Source organism: Streptantibioticus parmotrematis (assembly GCF_019890615.1).
Lineage (GTDB): Bacteria > Actinomycetota > Actinomycetes > Streptomycetales > Streptomycetaceae > Streptantibioticus_D > Streptantibioticus_D parmotrematis.
Genome location: NZ_JAINVZ010000015.1, coordinates 126,807 through 146,722, shown reverse-complemented (window position 1 = coordinate 146,722; position 19,916 = coordinate 126,807). Strand labels below are relative to the sequence as shown.

At 73.5% G+C, this 19,916-nt stretch carries 17 protein-coding genes; 4 read left to right on the top strand and 13 right to left on the bottom strand.

Annotation, left to right across the window (positions count from 1 at the left end; all coding sequences use genetic code 11):
* Positions 1 to 6: 6 nt before the first annotated feature.
* From K7472_RS21130 to K7472_RS21085, 10 genes are all read right to left on the bottom strand, one after another.
* Positions 7 to 477: a barstar family protein gene (locus K7472_RS21130; protein WP_252395974.1), complete on the bottom strand. Its 471-nt coding sequence runs from the start codon at positions 475 to 477 to the stop codon at positions 7 to 9.
* Positions 474 to 4,799 (bottom strand): DUF6531 domain-containing protein, encoded by a 4,326-nt coding sequence (locus K7472_RS21125; RefSeq protein WP_308014015.1) that lies wholly within the window; start codon positions 4,797 to 4,799, stop codon positions 474 to 476. Before K7472_RS21125 ends, K7472_RS21130 begins: the two co-directional genes overlap by 4 nt.
* Positions 4,796 to 5,158, bottom strand: coding sequence for a hypothetical protein (locus K7472_RS21120; protein ID WP_222980054.1), 363 nt, complete (start codon positions 5,156 to 5,158; stop codon positions 4,796 to 4,798). Before K7472_RS21120 ends, K7472_RS21125 begins: the two co-directional genes overlap by 4 nt.
* 308 nt (positions 5,159 to 5,466) lie before the next feature.
* On the bottom strand, positions 5,467 to 6,027 hold the full coding sequence (locus K7472_RS21115) for a hypothetical protein (RefSeq protein ID WP_222980053.1): 561 nt from the start codon (positions 6,025 to 6,027) through the stop codon (positions 5,467 to 5,469).
* 84 nt (positions 6,028 to 6,111) lie between these two features.
* Entirely contained in the window at positions 6,112 to 6,990 is an 879-nt protein-coding gene (locus K7472_RS21110; RefSeq protein ID WP_222980113.1) for an ECF transporter S component, read from the bottom strand.
* The gene (locus K7472_RS21105; RefSeq protein ID WP_222980052.1) at positions 6,942 to 8,567 is read right to left on the bottom strand and encodes an ABC transporter ATP-binding protein; all 1,626 of its coding nucleotides are present in this window, start codon (positions 8,565 to 8,567) and stop codon (positions 6,942 to 6,944) included. The genes K7472_RS21110 and K7472_RS21105 overlap by 49 nt, the downstream gene beginning before the upstream one ends.
* Positions 8,564 to 9,853: a CbiQ family ECF transporter T component gene (locus K7472_RS21100; protein ID WP_222980051.1), complete on the bottom strand. Its 1,290-nt coding sequence runs from the start codon at positions 9,851 to 9,853 to the stop codon at positions 8,564 to 8,566. The genes K7472_RS21105 and K7472_RS21100 overlap by 4 nt, the downstream gene beginning before the upstream one ends.
* Entirely contained in the window at positions 9,850 to 10,551 is a 702-nt protein-coding gene (locus K7472_RS21095; protein ID WP_222980050.1) for an SCO2322 family protein, read from the bottom strand. The genes K7472_RS21100 and K7472_RS21095 overlap by 4 nt, the downstream gene beginning before the upstream one ends.
* A gap of 137 nt (positions 10,552 to 10,688) precedes the next feature.
* Positions 10,689 to 11,945, bottom strand: coding sequence for an SCO2321 family membrane protein (locus K7472_RS21090; RefSeq protein WP_222980049.1), 1,257 nt, complete (start codon positions 11,943 to 11,945; stop codon positions 10,689 to 10,691).
* Between the two features lie 304 nt (positions 11,946 to 12,249).
* Positions 12,250 to 12,888 (bottom strand): TetR family transcriptional regulator, encoded by a 639-nt coding sequence (locus K7472_RS21085; protein ID WP_222980048.1) that lies wholly within the window; start codon positions 12,886 to 12,888, stop codon positions 12,250 to 12,252.
* A 228-nt stretch (positions 12,889 to 13,116) separates the two neighbouring features.
* Here K7472_RS21085 and K7472_RS21080 point away from each other — a divergent pair, with 228 nt between their 5' ends.
* From K7472_RS21080 to K7472_RS21065, 4 genes are all read left to right on the top strand, one after another.
* Positions 13,117 to 14,481 (top strand): glycosyltransferase family 4 protein, encoded by a 1,365-nt coding sequence (locus K7472_RS21080; protein ID WP_222980047.1) that lies wholly within the window; start codon positions 13,117 to 13,119, stop codon positions 14,479 to 14,481.
* Positions 14,482 to 14,494: 13 nt separating this feature from the next.
* Positions 14,495 to 15,229, top strand: a complete 735-nt coding sequence (locus tag K7472_RS21075) for a class I SAM-dependent methyltransferase (RefSeq protein ID WP_222980046.1) — start codon at positions 14,495 to 14,497, stop codon at positions 15,227 to 15,229.
* Complete coding sequence (locus K7472_RS21070) at positions 15,226 to 16,305, top strand: prenyltransferase (RefSeq protein WP_222980045.1); 1,080 nt, start codon at positions 15,226 to 15,228, stop codon at positions 16,303 to 16,305. Before K7472_RS21075 ends, K7472_RS21070 begins: the two co-directional genes overlap by 4 nt.
* Before the next feature lie 106 nt (positions 16,306 to 16,411).
* Entirely contained in the window at positions 16,412 to 17,089 is a 678-nt protein-coding gene (locus tag K7472_RS21065) for a hypothetical protein (RefSeq protein ID WP_372458006.1), read from the top strand.
* 108 nt (positions 17,090 to 17,197) lie between these two features.
* Here the strand turns inward: K7472_RS21065 and K7472_RS21060 are convergent, their stop codons facing one another.
* The 3 genes from K7472_RS21060 to K7472_RS21050 all read right to left on the bottom strand — a co-directional run bounded on the left by K7472_RS21060 (position 17,198) and on the right by K7472_RS21050 (position 19,735).
* On the bottom strand, positions 17,198 to 18,055 hold the full coding sequence (locus tag K7472_RS21060; protein WP_222980044.1) for a DUF5336 domain-containing protein: 858 nt from the start codon (positions 18,053 to 18,055) through the stop codon (positions 17,198 to 17,200).
* A gap of 157 nt (positions 18,056 to 18,212) precedes the next feature.
* Positions 18,213 to 19,046, bottom strand: a complete 834-nt coding sequence (locus K7472_RS21055; RefSeq protein ID WP_222980043.1) for an N-acetylmuramoyl-L-alanine amidase — start codon at positions 19,044 to 19,046, stop codon at positions 18,213 to 18,215.
* Positions 19,047 to 19,057: 11 nt separating this feature from the next.
* Positions 19,058 to 19,735, bottom strand: coding sequence for a class I SAM-dependent methyltransferase (locus K7472_RS21050; protein WP_222980042.1), 678 nt, complete (start codon positions 19,733 to 19,735; stop codon positions 19,058 to 19,060).
* Positions 19,736 to 19,916 lie beyond the last annotated feature (181 nt).

Genomic DNA, 19,916 nt, shown 5'->3' with positions numbered 1-19,916 from the left:
TGGATCTCAGGCCGAGATCTCGTCAACTGCCTCGCACATGTCCGAAAATCTCTCGGCGGCGGTGACCAGGACAGTCCTGAGAGAGATATTTCTTTGCAGAGGCACTTCCGGCTTCTCTGCCCAGAAGGAGCATCCGGTCCGCAGTGTCATGAAGAGGTCGGTGCGGACTTCCTCGTCCCCGTTCAAAAGAGCTTCGGCGTTCTCCACGACGAGGAGCACGTTCTCCTCTGCCAGCCAGTGCAGATCGCTGAGACAGTCGCTCAGGGCATCCCAGTTCCAGCCGAAGTAGTCCGGGAGTCGAAGCCGCTCGTAGAACTGAGTGAAGACGCCGTCGACGTCACCCATCCCCCCTCCTTGCAGGCGGGCGCAGAAGGTCGACCCTTGGGGCGGGAGAGTCGCTCCGAGCGGCACGAACGCGCCGGTGCGGACCACGCTCATCCATTCAGGGCCGTGCCTCCACAACTCGGCGTTGCTCATCTGCCTGCCTCCATGACGATGAATGTCTGGTAGTGGGTCGGAGTGTAATAGGCCGATCCGTCCGAACCAGTGACTATACGTTCGCCGCCCCATTTGGGGTTCTGTGCGGATTGCACGGTCCCCCATTCGAGATAGCGGATGGGCTTTCCGGTGCTGTCGAATCCCGGCAGCTTGTAGGCCCCGCCCTTTCCGCTGTTGCTGAACGTCTTGGGGAGGGATGGGCCCATGCGCTGAGGTCCGGCTCCCTGAGCTTCGACGCCGAACTCGCGGATGTCCTGTAGGACAGCCTTGGATTCCTCTGGCACTTCGGAAGGTATCCACCCGGCCAGTGTGGACGGGTTGCCCAGTATGTCGCCGCACTGTGGCGCGAGCCCCGTGGGATCGGCGTGCGTGAACGCGTTGATCACGTAGCGACGAGAGTTGGGCGCAGGGCTCAGACCAAGTGGGTCCTCGGCAAGATAGGACCCGATTTCGGGCTCGTAGTACCTGAAGTAGTTGTAGTGCAGCCCTGACTCGGCGTCGGCGTACTGGCCGGGGAAGCGGAGAGGGCAGGTTACTGCGGGCGTCGTGGTGGTTGCGGGCGGGAGCCGGGTTCCCCAACTGGTGGTCCGTTGCTGCCATGCGAGGTCGCCCGAGGGGGTGACCAGTTCCATCGGTGTGCCGACCGCGTCGGTGATGATCGCGTGGAAGCGGGCGGGGGGTCGGTCCGTTGCCTCGGCGAGGGCGGCCAATGAGCGGGTGGCCTCGCTTTGCGGGACAGGGTGGTGGTCTGTCTGGGTCAGTGGACGGTGGGTTCCCTGGGCGTGGTCCCACGTCGTGGTCGCACCGTCGGACGACACGCGTTCCGCCAGCGTGGTGCCGTCCCAGGTGAAGACCTCGCGGTCGGCCACCCGATCGCCGTCCAGCACCCGCTGCTTGGAAATGCGGCGGCCGAGAGGGTCGTAGTGGTACTGCCAGCGTTCGCCGTCCGGCGCGACCAGTTCCGTGAGGCGGTCTTCCGGGCTCCAACTGTAGGTCCACACCTTGCGTTGGCCGTTCAGCAGCTTGCGCGTCCTGCGGACCACGCGGCCTTGCGCGTCGTGCTCGTACGCGGTGTTGCCCGCGGTACGGATCAGCATGCCGTCGAACTGCCGCTCGCCGGGGGCCGGGTGGCCGGGAGCCCGGGCGGTGGTGAGGTTGCCGGCGGCGTCGTACGCGTAGGTCTCCGTCCAGCCGTGGGCGCGGACCGTGGTGATCCTGCCGACGGGGTCGAGGGTGAAGTGGCGCGTGCCCGAGGTGAGTTCGCGGATCTCCTCGACGTAGCCGTCCGCGCGGTAGGCGTAGGAGCGAAACTGGAGCTGCCGGATCGCCCGCGCCGCGACGGACCCCGCCGTCAGGGACTGCGTCGCCAGGCGGTCCGCGTCGTCCCAGGTCTGCGTCAGCGTCACGTCCGGCCCGATGCGGCGTCGCGATTCGCGGCCTGCCGCGTCGTAGGAGAAGGCGAGGGTGCCCGCGTCCGTGGCGAGGGTGGCGGCCTGGCCCGCCGGGTCGTACGTCCACCGGGAGGTCAGCCCGCTCGGCGTGGTGCGCAGGACACGACGGCCGAGCGGGTCGTAGGCGTAGCGGGTGACGCGGCCGTTGACCGCCTCGGTGAGCGTGCGGCCCAACGGGTCGTAGGTGGTGAGGACTTCGGCGTCCGGGTTCGAGATGCGGGTCGGGCGGCCGTCGGCGCCGTAGGCGTACGTGGTCGCCTCGCCGTTGCTCGCGCGCTGCTCCGTGACGCGGCCGAGGGCGTCGCGGGTGAAGCCGAGCGTTTCGCCCGCGCCGTTCGTGCGGGAGGTCAGGGCGCCGGACGCGTCGTGACCGTAGTGCAAGGTGCGTCCGTTGAAGTCCGTCTCCCCGGTCAGGCGCCCGGCGGCGTCGTAGACGTACGACCAGGTCCTGCCCTGCGGGTTGGTGACACCGGTCAGGCGCAGTTCGGTGTCGTAGGCGAAGGCGTACGCGGCACCGTCCGGGTCGAGACGCTGGGCCGGGAGGTCGAAGGGGCCCGGAGTGTGCCGGGTGACGTTGCCCACCTGGTCGGTGTGGGAAAGGAGGTTTCCTTCGCCGTCCCACGTCCAGGACTCGTGGGTGCCGTCGGGGTGGTCGCGTCGGCGCGGCCTGCCCTCAAGCGTCCAGGTGAGGCGGGTGACGCGGCCGAGCGGGTCGGTGATCTCGGCGACCCTGCCGAACGGATCACGGCGTACCGACGTGACACGGCCCAACTCGTCGGTGACCGCCACCGGCAGGCCCGCCGGGTTCGCGGTGAACGCCCGCACGCCGCCCAGCGCGTCCGTGACGCTCGTCAGCCGGCCCCCGTCGTCGTAGGTGCGACGGGTCTCGGCTCCCGCCGGGTCGGTTGTGGTGAGCAGGTTGCCGCGGTCGTCGTAGGTGCGGCGCCAGGTCGCACCGCCGGGCTCGACGACCTCCTCCGGCAGGCCGAGGGCGTTGTAGGCGGCCCGGGCCACCGAACCGTCCGGCAAAGTGACCTGGGTCGGGCGGCCGTACGCGTCGTACGCGTAGGTCGTGGTGCGGCCGAGCGGGTCGGTGATCGCGAGCGGTTTGTCACCGTGAGCGTCCCACCAGGTGCGAGTGGTGTTGCCGAGCGGGTCGGTCTCCTGCGCGACCTGCCCGTCCGTGGTGTGGCCGTACGTCGAGCGATTCCCCTGGGAGTCGGTGTACGTCGTCGTACGTGTTGTGTCGTCGTAGTCGAAGGTTGCCGACAGGATGCCGTCGACGCCCTCCGTGCGGATGACGCGGCCCCGCTCGTCGTAGACATACCCGAACCAGGTGCCGTTGCGGTCGGTCCACCGGCATATCCGGCCCTGGTCGTCGTACGCGAAACGCAGCGGCGAGCCGCTGGAGTTGACGACTTCGGTGAGGTTGCCGGCCTTGTCGTAGCCGTAGCGGACCACCACCGTCCCGGCGTCCCGGTCCGGGCCGTCGCCGTAGCGGGACGGCGGCTCGTCCAGCAGGCGCAGCGCTGTCACGCGCGGACCCGCGGTGTCGACGGCCAGGTAGTACCCGCCGGAGTGCCGCAACCCCACCGGCACACCGTGCGCGTCGCGTTCGATGTCGATCCGGTTGCCGCCGCGGTCCCGGAGGCTGTTGAGCGGGAGGTGGAAGACGCCCGGGGTGGCGGACGGGACGGCGGCGGTGAAGGTGCGTACGACACCGGTGTCCGGATCGGTGACCTCGATCGTGCCCTCCGGCGCGCCGTCCCACACCAGAGGCAGGCGACCGCCCTTCACCGGCATCGTGGGCTCCCCCGGCCGTGGCACCGGGTAGACCAGTCGCATGCCGTCCGCGGCGGCGAACACCACGCCCTCGCCGTCGATCTGGCAGCACTCGTCCAGCGTCGAGGCCCACACCGGTCCGAAGCAGACCCCGCCGCGGTAGGACGACAGATGGGTGCGCTCGAAGACCAGCGGCAGGACGCCCGGCAGGGTCACATCGGTCTGCCGCATCAGCATGGCGCCGGTCGCCACGTCGACGGGATCGTTGACACAGGGGATGTCGTCGCCGGAGCGCGCGGCCGGCCCCAGGTCGACGAGGTCCGGGCGCAGGGACGGCGGATACAGCATGAGCGGCACGCCATCGCTGAACGCGCTGTCGACGCCCGCCTTCAGCACCCCCACGCCGCCGCCCGTCATGGCGCCGGAGATCACGCCGTCCTTCGCCGCCTGGTCGACCTCGTCCAGGCTCAGGTGCTGCTGCATGCCGGTGGCGATCGCCAGAGGCTGGGCGACGGCCAGGTCCACCGTTACCGACTGCACCCCGCCGAACGCCGCCGACACCAGCGTGCCGGCGGCGATCGTGGCCACCTCTTCCGAGACACTCACCGCGAGTGCCTCGCCCATCGCGATGATGCCGTCCGCCACCGCCGCCACCCCGGCGGAGAACGCGCCCGCGGTGAAGAACGCGAGCGTGATGCTGCCGGCGATCGCCGCGGCGTCGATGCCTATCTGCGTCCACAGCTTCGTGATCGCGTGATCGACGACGTCCGCGAACTTCTCCAGGGCATCGGCCAACTTGCCCGCGGCCTGCGACAGATCGCTCAGCCAGCCGCCGTCCCTGCCCTTCGCGTACCGGCCCCAGAAGACCTCGAACGCGTCGATCGCCTCACCCGAGTTGTTGTGGATGAGCGAGGCAGCCGTGTTGTTCACCGGCGTACGGACGTCGTCCACGGCGGTCGCGAACGTGCGCCAGGCGCCGGCAGCGGTGCGCAGCGTGCCGGAGTCGGCGTCCGGCCACCACAGCCCCATCTTCAGCAGAATGGCTTTGGCGTCGTCCTCAAGACTCACCGCGCCGCGCCTCCCGGCCGCCCCGCGGCGGTCGGGGACTTCGCCTTCGTGAACATGCCCGCGATCAGCTGGTCGTTGGCGATATGGCCGTCAGCCATGTCCGACATCGCTTCGTGAATGCTCGTCAGGCCGAGAACGAGGATGCCGGTCGCGCTCTCGATGGCCTTCTGCTGGGGCGAGTACGCCTTCTCGAACTCCTTGCCCTGCTTGTCCTCACCCCACGGTGTGCCCAGCCCGTCCAGCGTCTTGATCAACGTGGTCAACGCCGAACTCAGCGCCTCTGCCTGCGTCTGGAACACCGGTGCAGACACCTTCAGATCCGCCGTCTTGATGTCCAGCACCTTGCCGCCGTCACCCATGCGGCAACCCCCTCACGTCCCGGCCGATCCTAGATGACCTGGCGCGTCGGCAAGCTGTGTGCTGTCGGCCGCCGGTGGTCGCCTGTGTGTGGGGGGAGGGGGTTCGGTCGGCGCAACGGCCGGCGGGACGAGGGCCACCACGGGGTCACGCGGCAACTCACCGCGCCGCAGGCCCGATCCCGCGCAGCGCCAACCGCGTGACAGCATCGTCACCACCATCAAGAGCACCCCGCCCCACACCAGGACCCCGGCCATGTCACCCTCCCCGTGCGCGCGCACCCCGGCCGGGGCACTGTGCCGGGGCGGTCTCAGGCGCGCGGCCTGCGGAACCAGTCGCCCGTGACGCCGCGGGAGAGGTTGACGACCACGGCTATCGACAGGGCCAGCGGGATCAGGCCCGCGCCGGGGCTGCGGCCCAGGGCGGCCAGACCGGAGACGATCGTCAGCGAGGCGAAGACGATGGCCGTCACCCGGCACGCCGGGCCCGCGCGGTGGAACAGCAACGCGCAGACGAACAGCCCGATCACCGGGAAGCCGCCGCCCATGACCGCGCCCGCGACCTCCGGCCCCGCCAGCGCTCCACCGATGACCGCGCCCAGCACCAGCAGCCCGAAGGCCACATACGACAGCACCCGCGCCGCCTTCACCGGCCCCGGCATCTCCACGGGCGCGGCCGCCATCGGACCGCCCGGGTAGGGCGCGTAGGGCTGCTGGTACGGGTTCTGCGCGTACGGGGTCTGGCCGTACGGGTTCTCGCCGTATGGCGCCGCGCCGCCCTGCCGCGGATACGCCGGGGAGCCCTCCGGCGGCGGGGGCGCGGGCCAACCTTCCTGGTTGGGAGCCGAGTTGTAGGGGTTCTGGTCCGACATGTCCTCAACCTACCCGCTGCCACTGACATCACCGCCCCGGCTCCGGCCACCCGGGACACCCGCGGCCGCGGGTGTCCGGCCGCACTACGGCGCCTGGCCGCCCGAACCCCGCGCCTCCCCGAAATCCCCCTCCGTCTCGAACGCCGCCCTCCGGGTCGCCCTGCGCAGCGCCTTCAGCAGCGGCTTGCCCAGGAGCAGCGTCAGCGTGGCGGTCAGCGCCGCTCGGGGGATGTCCCAGCCCAGGGACGTCGTCAGGTCGTACGCCACGAAACGCGTCAGGTTGGACGCCAGCGGCGCGCCGGGGACGTAGCTGACGCCTGACACCATGCCCGCGATGTACGGCCAGCCCTGGAGGTTCATCACGGTGCCGTACAGCAGGGCCGAGATCGCGCCGTAGACCGCCAGCAGTGCCAACTCCGGTCTGCCGCGCGGCCGTTCCGGCAGCAGGCCCGCGCCCATCGAGACCCAGCCCATGCTGAGCATCTGGAACGGCATCCACGGGCCGACCCCGCCGGTCAGCAGCGCCGACGCGAACATCGACAGCGCCCCCAGCACGAAACCGAAGCCCGGGCCGAGCACCCTGCCCGCCAGCACCATCAGGAAGAACATCGGCTCGATGCCCGCCGTCCCCGCGCCCAGCGGACGCAACGCGGCACCGGCCGCCGCCAGCACGCCCAGCATCGCGATCGCCTTCGCGTCCAGGCCCGAGTCGGAGATCGCCGCCACGACCACGGCCAGCAGCAACGGCAGCAACGCGGCGAAGAGCCAGGGCGCGTCCGCGCTGTGCGCCAGGCCCGAACCAGGCGAGGCCAGCAGCGGCCAGCCGAACGCCACCACCCCGATCGCGGTGATCAGCGCCAGGGCCGCGACGGATCGCGGGCCGAGCCGGACGGCGCGCGCCCCACGCAGCCCGCTCACCCCGACCACCCCATCGCCCCGGCGACCTGACTCACCGTCAGCCAGTCCTGCGGGCGCAGCACCTTCGACACCTGCGGGGCGAACGCGGGGCTGGAGACGACCACTTCGGCGGTCGGGCCGTCGGCGACCACCTCGCCGTCGGCCAGGATGACCACCCGGTGGGCGAGTTCGGCCGCCAGCTCCACGTCGTGCGTGGCCAGGATGATCGCATGGCCCTCGGCCGCGAGCGCGCGCAGGTGCGTGACCAGGCGGGCCTTCGCCGCGTAGTCCAGACCCCGGGTCGGCTCGTCCAGCAGCAGCAGCGGGGGACGCGCGGTGAGGACGACCGCCAGCGCCAGGGCGAGGCGCTGGCCCTCGGACAGGTCGCGCGGGTGCGTGTCGTCCGGCACCCCGGGCAGCAGCTCCTCCACCAGCGCCCGGCACGTCCCGGCCGCGGCACCCGCGGCACCCGCGTCATCGTCTGCCGCCGCGCACTCACCGGTCACCGTGTCCGCGTACAACAGGTCGCGCGGCTCCTGCGGCACCAGGCCCACGTGACGCACCAGACGCCGCGGCGCCGTGCGGTGCGGCACGACGCCGTCGACGCGCACCGTGCCGGCCGCGGGCTCGTACAGCCCGGTCAACGTGCCCAGCAGCGTGGACTTGCCCGCGCCGTTGCGGCCCATCAACGCGATCGCCTCGCCCGGCCGCACGGCCAGGTCCACGCCGCGCAGCGCCTCGATCCTGCCGCGCCGCACCGAAAGGCCCGACGCCTTCGCGACCGGCTCGCCGTCCGCGGCGGGGGCGGCCACCGGCACCGGCGAGCGTCCCGCCAGCTCCTCGCGCAGCGCCCCGGCCGCCCGTCGCGCGTCGCGTACCGACAGCGGCAGCGGCGACCAGCCCGCCAGCCTGCCCAGCCCGACGACTGGCGGGAACACCGGCGAGACCGCCATCACCGAGGCCGGGTCGCCCACCACGGGAGGTTCGCCCGGGCCGGGCAGCAGCACCACGCGGTCCGCGTACTGCACGACCCGTTCCAGACGGTGTTCGGCGAGCAGGACCGTGGTGCCCAGGTCGTGCACGAGGCGTTGCAGCACCGCGAGGACCTCCTCGGCGGCGGCCGGGTCCAGCGCGGAGGTCGGCTCGTCCAGCACCAGCACCTTCGGGTGCACGGTCAGCACCGACCCGATCGCCACCCGCTGCCGCTGTCCGCCCGACAGCGTCGCGAGCGGGCGGTCGCGCAGGTCGGCCAGGCCCAGCAGGTCGAGGGTCTCCTCGACGCGGCGCCGCATCACGTCCGGCGCGATCCCCAACGACTCCATGCCGTAGGCGAGTTCGTCCTCGACGACGTCGGTCACGAAGTGCGCCAGCGGATCCTGGCCCACCGTGCCGACCACGTCGGCGAGTTCACGCGGCTTGTGGGTACGGGTGTCGCGCCCGGCGACGGTCACCCGGCCGCCGAGACGGCCGCCGGTGAAGTGCGGCACGAGCCCGCTCACCGCGCCGAGCAACGTGGACTTGCCCACCCCCGACGGCCCGGCGAGCAGGCACAACTCACCCTCCTCGACGGTGAGTTCGACGCCGCTGAGCGCGGGGCGGTCCGCGTCGGCGTAGGTGACCGAGACGTTCTCGAAGCGGATCAACGCGCTCGCCCCTTCCGCACGTTCACCTGCGCATCGCCCTCGGGCACGTTCACGCCCGCTTCCCCTTTCGGCACGTTCACGCCCGCTTCCTCCTCCGGCACGTTCACGCCCGCTTCCTCCTCCGGCACGTCGACGCGCGCCTGCTCCCGCGGCACGGATACGGCCGACGACCCGCGTCCGCCCGCCCGCGCGGGCAGCGGTGCCACCACCGCGGGCACCAGCCCCAGCAGCAGCGACGCGGCGGGCCACAGCGGCAGCGTCGGCGCGGACAGCGGAACGGCCGGGGGGTTGAGCCCGGCCGGGGCGTAGGACGCCGCCCAGATGGTCAGCGTCGCCACCGCGATCCCGCAACCGGCCACCAGCCAGGCCCGCGTGCCCCAGCGGTCCGGCCGGTAGCGGGTGCGCACGCTGCGCCGCCCGCCCAGCCACAGCCCGGCCAGCGCCGCCGCGAGCCCCGCCCCCAGCAACGGCGCCCCGAAGCCCGCGCCCTGCGCCGCCAGCAGCCCGTACGAGCCGACGCACACGCCCAGCAGTCCGCCCAGCGTCAGCGCGGCCGTCAGCCGTCGCACGCCGCGCGGGACGTCGGCGGTGCGGCCGTAGCCGCGCGCGTCCATCGAGGCGGCCAGCGCCACCGACCGCTCCAACGCGCCTTCCAGCACGGGCAGTCCGACCTGCGCCAGCGCCCTGATCCCGGTGTCGGCGCGGCCCCGCATCCGGCGCGCGGCCCGCAGCCTGCCGACGTCGGCGACGAGGTTGGGCGCGAAGGTCATCGCCACGACGACGGCGACCCCCGCCTCGTACAGCGCGCCGGGCAGCGACTTGAGCAGCCGCGCCGGGTTGGCCAGCGCGTTGGCGGCGCCGACGCAGACCAGCAGGGTGGCCAGCTTCAGCCCGTCGTACGCGGCGAACGCGACGCCCTCCGCGGTGACCCGGCCGCCGAGCCGCACGCCCTGCGCCCAGTGCGGCAACGGGATCTCGGGCAGCGTGAACAGGGTGTGGGTGCCCGGGACCGGGGAGCCCAGCGCGATCGCGAAGACCACGCGGATGCCCAGCACGAAGACGCCGAGCTTGAGGAACGCGCCGTAGGAGCGGGCCCAGGGCGCGTCCGTCCTGCGGGCGGCGACGACGTAGCCCGCGACCGCGACGACGAGCAGGAGCAGCAACGGGTTGGTGGTGCGCGACGCCGCGGTGGCCAGGCCCAGCGCCCACACCCACCAGGCGCCCGCGTGCAGCGCGTTGGACCGGTCGGCCCGCGCCGGGGCCAGCGACGACCAGGTGCGGGTCATCGTTCGCGCCGCCTGCGCACCTGCCAGGCCGCGCCCGCGCCGAGCAGCAGCACGACCGCGCCCCCGGCGAGCACGCCCAGCGACGGCCCGGTGTCCGAACCGCCGCTACCCGAGCCGCCGTTGGCGCTCGCCGAGCGGGACGCGGCCGGGGAGGAGCCGGTGGCGCCGCCCGAGGAGACCTGTTCACCGCAGCCGGTGGCCGGGTAGCCCGTGATCGCGCAGACCAGCCCGCTCGCGTCGTACCGCAGCGGCTTGGCCACCGCCGCCAGCGCGTCGGCCGCGGTGGCGTCCTCGGGCACGCGGGCGCAGGAGGTGCGCGCGGCCGGCGGGGTCGCGCCGTTCGGGGCGTCCTGCGAGGTGCCGAAGTCCAGCACCAGCGCGACCCGCTTGGTGCCGGGGCGCGGCGGCGTGCTCGCGCAGATCGTCGCGAACGACGCCGCCCCGCGCGGCTTGACCGCGTCGGCCGAGTCCGCGCTCACCGCGAAACGCCAGCCCTCCACCGCGCCGTCCGCCGGGTCGGTCATCGCGGGACCGGTCTGGGCGAACGTCCAGGTGGAGCCGGTGCGTTCCCAGAACGACCAGTAGCGGTAGCCGACCGCCTGCGCCGGGCTCGCGGCGATCAGCGAGGCGGCCGTCGCGGACAGGGCGAGCAGGAGCAGCGGCAGCAGCCCGGCCCGTACGACGCGCCGTGCTCCCACGCCCAGTGCGACATGCCGTGCTCCCACGCCCAGTGCGACATGCCGCGCCCCCGAGTCCGGTGCGACGTGCCGCGCCCCCGAGTCCGGTGCGACGTGCCGCGCCCCCGCGGTCGGCGTCCGCGGCGCGCCCCGCACCGTCAGCCCCGCTTCCTGCGCAGGCTGAGCGCGAAGCCGATGCCGACGCCCGCGACCAGGCCGACGCCGATGATCCACCAGATGCTCTCGCCGCCGCCCTTGCCGCTGCTCTTGGCGCTGCTCGCGGACGGCGCGGGCGCGGCGCTGCCCTGCGGCCCGGTGTTGGCCAGCTGCCGTACCAGGTCGGTGCCGCCGAAGTCGTGCGGGTTGGCGCCGACCGCCGCCGAGGCCAGGACCAGCTGGCCGAGCGCGGCGGGGTTGTCCTTGGCCCAACCGGAGGCGTTGGCGACCAGCCAGTCGTACGGCTTCTTGGCCGCCGCGAGGTGGCCGTCGGAGGCGAGCGCGAGCACCGCGTCGGCGGTCGTCGAGTAGTCCGGCGTCTTGGTGCTGGAGCCGGGCTGCGCGGTCGTCAGGTGCTGCCCGCCCGCGTCCAGCACACCGGCCAGGTAAGCGGACCCGGCCTGCGCGGAGGCGTTCGCGTCGCCGGGCTTCGCCGAGGAACCGGACGGGCAGGCCGGGGCCTTCGGCGCGCTGTCGCCCGCGGGCGCGGCCACCAGGTAGCCGGAGCCGTGCGCGCCGATGACGCCGTCGGTGGTCGCCTTGTCGTTGGCGGTGAGCTTCCCGCCCTTGGGATCCGGCTGGTACGCGAACGCGCCGCGCTGCGCCTGCGGGGCGTCGCAGCCCAGTTGGAGGCCGCGCAGGGCGTCCATCCCGTTCTTGCCGCCCTTGGTGACCTGCGCGGGGTGCTCGCCCGCCGCGGTCAGCGCGCCCTCGACGACGGTCGTGGAGTCGGCGTCGGTGGCCGCGCCCTGCTGGTAGCCCCAGCCGCCGTCGCTCTCCTGCATCCCCTTCAGCCAGGTCACCGCCTTCGACACGGCCGCCTGGTGCCCGCCGAGCGCGGCCAGCGCCTGCACGGCCAGGCCCGTCGAGTTGGTGTCCTCGTTCTTCGCCACGCACGGCTGCGCGGTGCTCGCGCGGTACGCGGTGAAGCCGCCGTCCGCGCACTGCTGGCCGGTCAGCCAGTCCACCGCGGCCGCGGGCGGCGCCGTCTTCACCGCGTCCAGCGCCAGCAGCGCGGTGGACTGCCGCCACACCCCGTCGTACGTGGGGTCGGTCGCCCCGTAAAGGCCCGCGGGCAGCTTCGGCGGCGCGGACGGCGACGGGGAGGCCGCCGAGGCGGCGGGGACCACCGCGGCGCCGAGCGCGGCGGCGGCGACCAGGGTGCCCAGGGATCGGGTCACGGCGAGGCGGAGTGCCATGGCGTGTTCGGTGCCTTTCGGGAGACTTGACGAAGACCTCGCGAACGCGGAGCGCGGCAGGGCGCACCGCCGCGTGCCCCCACGCGGGCGGGGGCACGGCACCGGGCTCCGGCTCCGCGTTTCCTCGACGGTGCCGGTGGCGGCGCTCGCGCGTCGTCACCGGGAGCCTCACGCGTGCGGACGGGCACTCCGGCTGGGCGGCCGCCCCGGGTCGGGCGGACGCGTCACGGTTGCGGGCCAGCGCCGGAATCCCACCGGCTTCCCCCGCGCGCACACGATCGTTTTGTCGACTGTTCGGTCGCCCTCACTTTACGTGCTGCGGTTCGCGCTCCCGGTCGGCGGTGGGTGCCGTCAGGTCGATCAGGCGGCACGCGGTCTCGATGTCGCCGCGCACCTGGGTGATCGACGCCCGGCCCGCGAGCCAGGTGACCAGCGCCGAGTGCCAGGTGTGCTCGACGACCCGCACGGCGGCCAGCTGCTCGGCGGTCGGTGGGCCCGGCAGTCGCATCGCGTCCAGGATGATCGCCGTCGTCAGCCGGGAGACCACGTCCACCTCGGGGCTGACCGAGCGGTCCGCGAAGATCACCGCCCGCACCATGGCATCCGCGAGGTTCGGCTCGCGCCGCATCGCGCGGAACGCCCGCATCAGCGTCTCGGCGACCCGCGCGGAGGGCTCCGGCGCGCTCGGCGGGCGCTTGCGCAGCGTCTCGTGCAGCTGCTGGAGCTGGTCCTGCATGGTGGCGACCAACAGGTGGATCTTGGAGGGGAAGTACCGGTAGAGCGTGCCGAGCGCGACCTGCGAGGTCTCGGCGACCTCCCGCATCTGCACGGCGTCGAACCCGCCGCGGCCGGCCAGCCGGGCGCCGGCGTGCAGGATGCGCCGACGCCGGGCCTCCTGACGTGCGGTCAGGGGCGCGGAGGCCGGCCGTGACTGCGTGGCCATGTGTCCCCTTCCGTGGCTCGTCCGTGGCACCCGTCCGCGCGCGGCACGTCGGGCGTGTGCGCATGATGGCAGCACGCCGCGCCGTGGTGCGAATCACCTGATCCGCCCCTGGCGGCCTGCTGCCCGGCCGGTAGATTCGAGGTTCGTCGAACCCCTGAGTCTGAAACTTGTTCTAGATTAGCGCCACCGGTTACGCTCCGGCTGATCGCAGTGAGAAGGGGGCCGTGAGTGCCAGCTGAGGCCGCTGAGGCAGTCGGGCGCAGGCCGCCGTCGCCCCAGGTCAACGGGGTCCGGGACGGCGACGGCGACCGGCCGCTGCGGATCGCGCTGCTGAGCTACAAGGGCAACCCCTTCTGCGGCGGGCAGGGCGTCTACGTGCGCCACCTCTCCCGCGAACTCGCCCGGCTCGGCCACACCGTCGAGGTCATCGGCGCCCAGCCGTACCCGGTGCTCGACGAACTGCCCGGGGTCGCCCTCACCCGACTGCCCAGCCTCGACCTGTACCGCCAGCCGGACCCGTTCCGCACCCCGGGGCGCGAGGAGTTCCGCGACTGGATCGACGCGCTGGAGGTCGCCACCATGTGGACCGGCGGCTTCCCCGAGCCGCTGACCTTCTCGCTGCGCGCCCGCCGTCATCTGGCCGCCCGGCGCGGCGAGTTCGACGTGGTCCACGACAACCAGACGCTCGGCTACGGGCTGCTGAACCTGGAGCGGGCGGGCCTGCCGCTGGTCACCACCATCCACCACCCGATCACCGTCGACCGCCGCCTGGACCTGGCGGCCGCGACCAGCGCCAGGCGGCGGCTGTCGGTGCGCCGCTGGTACGGCTTCGTGCAGATGCAGAAGCGGGTGGCGCGCAGGCTGCCGTCGGTGCTGACCGTCTCCGGCTCCTCGCGCCGCGAGATCGTCGCCGACCTCGGGGTGCGCCCCGAACGGGTGCACGTGGTGCCGATCGGCGCCGACACCCGCCTGTTCTCGCCCGACCCCTCGGTGCCCGAGGTGCCCGGGCGCATCGTCACCACCTCCAGCGCCGACGTGCCGCTCAAGGGCCTGGTCCACCTCGTCGAGGCGCTGGCCAAGGTCCGCGGCGAACACCCCGGCGCCCACCTCGTCGTCGTCGGCAAGCGCCCGGAGAAGGGCCCGGTCGCCGACGCGATCGCCCGGCACGGACTCACCCGTGCGGTGGAGTTCGTCAAGGGAATCAGCGACCCCGAGCTGGTCGACCTGGTGCGCGGCGCCCAGATCTCCTGCGTGCCGTCGCTGTACGAGGGCTTCTCGCTGCCCGCCGCCGAGGCGATGGCCACCGGCACACCGCTGGTCGCCACCACCGGCGGCGCCATCCCCGAGGTCGCGGGGCCGGACGGGCAGACCTGCCTGGCCGTGCCGCCGGGGGACCCCGACGCGCTCGCCGTGGCGCTGAACCGCCTGCTGGGGGACGCCGAGCTGCGCGCGCGGCTCGGCGCGGCGGGCCGCACCCGGGTCCTGACACGCTTCACCTGGGAGGAGGCCGCGCGCGGCACGGTGCGGCGCTACCGCGAGGCCATCACCGTCGCAGGACGGCGCCCCAGGACCACCCCCAGCACCTCCAACTGAAAGCAGAGTCCACGTGCTGACCGTCGACTTCTCCCGCTTCCCGCTCGCCCCCGGCGACCGGGTGCTCGACCTCGGCTGCGGCGCGGGCCGCCACGCCTTCGAGTGCTACCGGCGCGGCGCCAACGTGGTCGCCCTCGACCGCAACGGCGAGGAGATCCGCGAGGTCGCCAAGTGGTTCGCCGCGATGAAGGAGGCCGGGGAGGCACCGGCGGGCGCCTCCGCCGTCGCGATGGAGGGCGACGCGCTGCGCCTGCCGTTCCCCGACGCGAGCTTCGACGTCGTGATCATCTCCGAGGTCATGGAGCACATCCCGGACGACAAGGGCGTGCTCGCCGAGATGGTGCGGGTGCTGCGGCCGGGCGGCCGGATAGCGGTCACCGTGCCGCGCTGGCTGCCGGAGAAGATCTGCTGGGCGCTGTCCGACGCCTACCACGAGGTCGAGGGCGGCCACATCCGCATCTACCGCGGCGACGAACTGCTGGAGCGGATGCGCGAGGCCGGTCTCGAACCGTACGGCACCCACCACGCGCACGGCCTGCACTCCCCGTACTGGTGGATCAAGTGCGCGGTGGGCGTCGACAACGACCAGGCGCTGCCGGTGAAGGCGTACCACAAGCTGCTGGTCTGGGACATCATGAAGAAGCCGCTGGCCACCCGGCTGGCCGAGCAGGCGCTCAACCCCCTGATCGGCAAGAGCTTCGTCGCGTACGCCACCAAGCCGCACCTGCCGGCCGGGGCCGCCCTGTGACCTCGCCCGGGCGCACCGAGCACCTGGTCCTGCCCGGAGTCCTCACCGCCGGGCAGGCCGCCCGGACGGTCGCCGGGATCGCCGCCGCGCAGCGGCCGGACGGCGCCGTACCGTGGTTCGACGGCGGCCACCTCGACCCCTGGGACCACGTCGAGGCGGCGATGGCGCTGGACGCGGCGGGCGAGCACGCGCGCGCGGCGGCGGCCTACGCGTGGCTGGCGCGGGTCCAGAACGCGGACGGCTCCTGGTACGCGGCGTACGACTACGCGGACGGCGCCGAGGGCAGCCCCAAGGACCGCGGGCGGGAGGCCAACTTCTGCGCCTACGTCGCCGTCGGCGTGTGGCACCACTACCTGTCCACCGGTGACGAGGCGTTCCTCGACGCGATGTGGCCGCACCTGTTCGCCGCGATCGAGTTCGTGCTCGCGCTGCAACTGCCCGGTGGCGAGATCGCCTGGAAGCGCGACGACGACGGGAGCTTCCCGCACGAGGCGCTGCTGACCGGCTGCTCGTCGGTCTACCACGCGCTGCGCTGCGCGCTCGCCGTCGCCGAGACGCGCGAGGACCCGCAGCCCGACTGGGAGTTGGCGACGGGACGGCTGCGGCACGCGATCGTCCACCACCCGGAACGGTTCCTGGCCAAGCCGCACTCGATGGACTGGTACTACCCGGTGCTGGGCACCGCGCTGCGCGGCGACGCCGCCCGCGCCCGCGTCCAGGAGGGCTGGGACCGCTTCGTCGTCCCCGGCCTCGGCGTGCGCTGCGTGGAGCCGAACCCGTGGGTGACCGGCGCCGAGAGCGCCGAACTCGCCCTCGCGCTGTGGGCGATCGGCGAGTCGGACCGCGCGGTGCGCCTGCTCACCGACATCCAGCATCTGCGCGCGGACGATGGGCTGTACTGGACCGGGTACGTCTTCGAGGACGACGCGGTCTGGCCCGAGGAGCGCACCACCTGGACGGCGGGCGCGCTGCTGCTCGCGGTCGCGGCGCTCGGCGGGGACGAGGCGACGACGGCGGTCTTCGGCGGCGACCGGCTGCCGCTCGGGCTCGACGACCCGGCGGAAAGCTGCTGTTGAGGGCGGTCCCGGACCGGGTGTCCTCCGAATGGAGGCGCTCCGGTGGCGCCGTCGCGGCGGCGCGGTGAGGCTCGCAGGGATGCCCGCCCCCGCCCACGGAGGACCCATGTCCACTCGACCGTCCGGCCCGCCGCTCAGCCCCTCGGGCCCGCCGTCCCGTACGACCAGGCGGCCGCCGCGGCCCACCTCGGGGACGCGCGCCCGCGGGCTGGTCGCGTTGCTGCTGGCCGCCCTGCTGATGACGCTGACCGCGTGCGGTGGCGGCGGCCACAAGGCGGCGGCCGGTGCGGCGAGCCCCAGCGTCCCGGCCACGGCGAGCGCCTCCGTGACCGCGCCCGCGACCGGTGCGGCGGCGGACTCCTCCACCTCGCCGGTGAAGCTGGCCAAAACGAAGTTCGTGCTCAACTCCTCGCTCGCCGCGGGCGCCACGTACCAGTGGATCTACAAGCCGTACAAGGCGGGCACGTTCAAGAAGGGCGCCAAGGGCCGCACCTTCGCGCTGGTCAAGGCGGGTCTGGCCGGAGGGTTCACCTACAACCGGCTCAAGGCGGCGCTGCACGACGCGCAGGGTGACAAGACGCTCGCCAAACTGGTCGCGCCGCTGACCAAGAGCGTCGACTCGCTCAAGGCGCTCCCGGCCAAGCTGAAGAAGGGCGAGTCGCCGGACAGCACGGTCAACTCCTTCCAGGACACCATCAACAACGTGAAGTCCACCGCCAAGAAGGACGGCGACAACGTCACCGACAAGGTCCCCTCGCTCAGCCAGCTCAAGAGCGGCAGCTGATCGACGTCGGCCGCAGGCAAGGAAGTCGAACGTTCCGGCGCGACGGAACGACGACGGCCCCCTCCGCCGGTGCGGAGGGGGCCGTCGTGCGACGAGCGGACGGGGCGGTCAGCCGCGCTGGATGCCCGTGGTGTCCTGAAGGACACCACGGCGCCCGTCCTGGGTCTGCGCCACCAGCGCGGAACCGCGCTGGTCGACGGCCAAGTACCAGGTGCCGGGGGTCAGTTCGGCCAGCGGGGTCGGCGAGCCGTCCTCCGGGTACAGCGGCCGGGCCACCGGCACCGCGAACCAGAACGGCGCGAACTCCTGCGCGTGCGCGGCCTGCTGGGGCTGCGCGGTGGCCGCCGCGTGACCCTGCGCCGGGGTCGGGGTGGGCTGCACGCCCCCGATCGGAGCCCCCGGCTGCTGCGGCTGGGCGCCGTAGCCCTGCGGCTGGCCCGGGTAGCCGTAACCGCCGCCGGGCTGGCCGGGGCCGGGGTTGAAGTGCTGCTGCTGGCCGGGGAAGGCCTGCTGCGGCTTCGGGGCGCCCAGCAGCGCCGCCTTGAGCGCCGGCACCCGCGGCGTGGCGATCGCCGCCGCCGCCAGCACCAGGGTCGCCACCAGGCCGAGGATCGCGCCGGCGCCGGGGCTCAGCTGCGAACCGCCGCCCATCAGCGACCACAGCGCGCTCCACGCCGCGAACACCGCGAGCGCGGTGCCCCACTGGTCCAGGGTGAGCCCGGCGACCTTGCGGTTCTGCGGCAGCACGCGGGACGCCACGATCAGCACGGCGGCGATCAGACCGGCGAGGAACACCGAGGGCAGCACGGGGAAGATCTCGGACTTCCAGCCGGACGGCATCTGGACCTCGCCGCACAGGTTGCCGCAGTTGCTGACGCTGTAGAAGTCGAGGAACGACGCGATCAGCAGCAGCACGGCTGCACCGATCACCGCGCCGTCTCCTCGGGTGAGGGAGCGGATGTTCACGTGGAGTGTCCTTCGTCGGTCTCGGTGGTCGTCGCTGGCGCCGGTACGCACGGAGCGCTCCCGGTCCCGGCAGGGTCGAGCGCGGGGGGTGGGGACCCATCGTACGGGTGTGACCTGGTGCCGGTCAGCCGGGTCGGGCAGCCGTCCCGGGCCGTCCCTACCCTCCGGAACCCTCCAGGTATGCGGCGATCCCGTCCGCGATGCCCCGTGCCGCCCGCTGCCGCCAGGCCGCGTCGGTCAGCCGCGCGGCGTCCTGCGGATCGCGCATGTTGCCGCACTCGATGAAGACCTTCGGCACCGTCGACAGGTCGAGCCCGCCGAGGTCGCCGCGCACGTCCAATGCGGTGCCGTGGCCCACGTAGGTGGAGAACGGCTCGCCGGTGTCGGCGGCGAATCGATTCCGCAGGTCGGTGCCGAGGGTCCGGGAGGGCGCCACGATCGGCCGGGTGTCCGCGATCCCCGCGTGCACCGCGGCGGGCAGGATCACGTGGAAGCCGCGGTCGCCGACGGCCGCGCCGTCCGCGTGGATCGAGACGGCCGCGTCGGCGTGCGCCGCGTTGCCGATCCTGGCCCGCTCGTCCACGCACGGACCCCACGACCGGTTCCCGTCCTGCGTGAACGTCACCTTCGCGCCCAGCGCCGTCAGCAGCGTCCGCGCCCGGCGGGCGACGTCGAGCGTGAAGTCGGCCTCCGGGTAACCGGCGTCGGTGGCGGTGCCGGTGGTGTCGCAGGCCTTGCGGCTGCCGCCGATGTCGACCAGGCGGTTGATCTCGGCCGTGTGGTGCTGGTTGCCGATGTTGTGGCCGGGGTCGATCACCACGACCTTGCCCGCCAGGGGCTTGCCGGGCGGGGCGCCGGAGTCGTGGGCTGTGGGGGAGACGCGCGGCGCCGGCGAGGTGGGGGGAGCCGGCGGACGCTGCGCCGAGCACGCCGTCACGAGGGCGGCGAGCCCGAGCGCGACGGCCGCGCCGCGTCTGATGGGGCTGGACATGGGCGTAGACCCTAGACCCCGTCGGCGACCCGCCGCAGCACGCGCAGGGATCGCGTGACCGACGTCTCGGCGAACGCCCCCGACTCCAGCGCCCTGCGGTAGATCCGGTACGGCGCCTGCCCGCCGTCCGCCGGGTCGGGGAAGACGTCGTGCACGACCAGCAGCCCGCCGGGCGCCACGTGCGGCGCCCAGCCCTCGTAGTCCGCGCCTGCGTGCTCGTCGGTGTGGCCGCCGTCGACGAAGACCAGGCCCAGCGGGCGGCCCCACAGCGCGGCGGCCCTCGGGGAGCGTCCGACCAGCGCCACCACGTGGTCCTCCAGGCCCGCGGCGAACAGCGTCCTGCGGAACGTCGGCAGGGTGTCCATGCGCACGGTCCTGGTGCCGTCCGCGGCGGTCACCGTCAGCTCGGGGTCGACCAGGCCCGCGTCGTGGTACTCCCAGCCCGGCTGCTGCTCCTCGCTGCCGCGGTGGTGGTCGACGGTGACGGCCGTCACGCCCGCGTCGCGCGCGGCGGCGGCCAGCAGGATCGTGGAGCGCCCGCAGTACGTGCCGACCTCCAGCAGCGGCAGCCCGAGCGCGGCGGCCTCGACGGCGGCGGCGTACAGGGCCAGGCCCTCGTCGACGGGCATGAAGCCCTTGGCCTGCTCGAACGCGGCGAGGACCTCGGGGTGCGGCGCGGGGTTGCTCATGCCCACATCGTGCCGCAGGGGGCGCGCGGGCCGACGCCCGGGGGCGGCCGCGGCCTCGGCGTGCCCATGCGGTGTGCGGCCGCGGACGCGAACGCGGCCTGCGGCGGAACGCGCCGTACTCCGGCGGTCCTCAAGACGTGACGCTGTACTCCGGCGGTCCTAAGGCGTGACGCCGTACTCC

What these genes read in the sequence shown, in the direction of transcription:
- K7472_RS21085 (WP_222980048.1), bottom strand. Translation starts at nt 12,888, where the DNA reads ATGGCCACGCAGTCACGGCCGGCCTCCGCGCCCCTGACCGCACGTCAG.
- K7472_RS21120 (WP_222980054.1), bottom strand. Translation starts at nt 5,158, where the DNA reads ATGGGTGACGGCGGCAAGGTGCTGGACATCAAGACGGCGGATCTGAAG.
- K7472_RS21055 (WP_222980043.1), bottom strand. Translation starts at nt 19,046, where the DNA reads ATGTCCAGCCCCATCAGACGCGGCGCGGCCGTCGCGCTCGGGCTCGCC.
- K7472_RS21100 (WP_222980051.1), bottom strand. Translation starts at nt 9,853, where the DNA reads ATGACCCGCACCTGGTCGTCGCTGGCCCCGGCGCGGGCCGACCGGTCC.
- K7472_RS21090 (WP_222980049.1), bottom strand. Translation starts at nt 11,945, where the DNA reads ATGGCACTCCGCCTCGCCGTGACCCGATCCCTGGGCACCCTGGTCGCC.
- K7472_RS21065 (WP_372458006.1), top strand. Translation starts at nt 16,412, where the DNA reads ATGTCCACTCGACCGTCCGGCCCGCCGCTCAGCCCCTCGGGCCCGCCG.
- K7472_RS21050 (WP_222980042.1), bottom strand. Translation starts at nt 19,735, where the DNA reads ATGAGCAACCCCGCGCCGCACCCCGAGGTCCTCGCCGCGTTCGAGCAG.
- K7472_RS21130 (WP_252395974.1), bottom strand. Translation starts at nt 477, where the DNA reads ATGAGCAACGCCGAGTTGTGGAGGCACGGCCCTGAATGGATGAGCGTG.
- K7472_RS21115 (WP_222980053.1), bottom strand. Translation starts at nt 6,027, where the DNA reads ATGTCGGACCAGAACCCCTACAACTCGGCTCCCAACCAGGAAGGTTGG.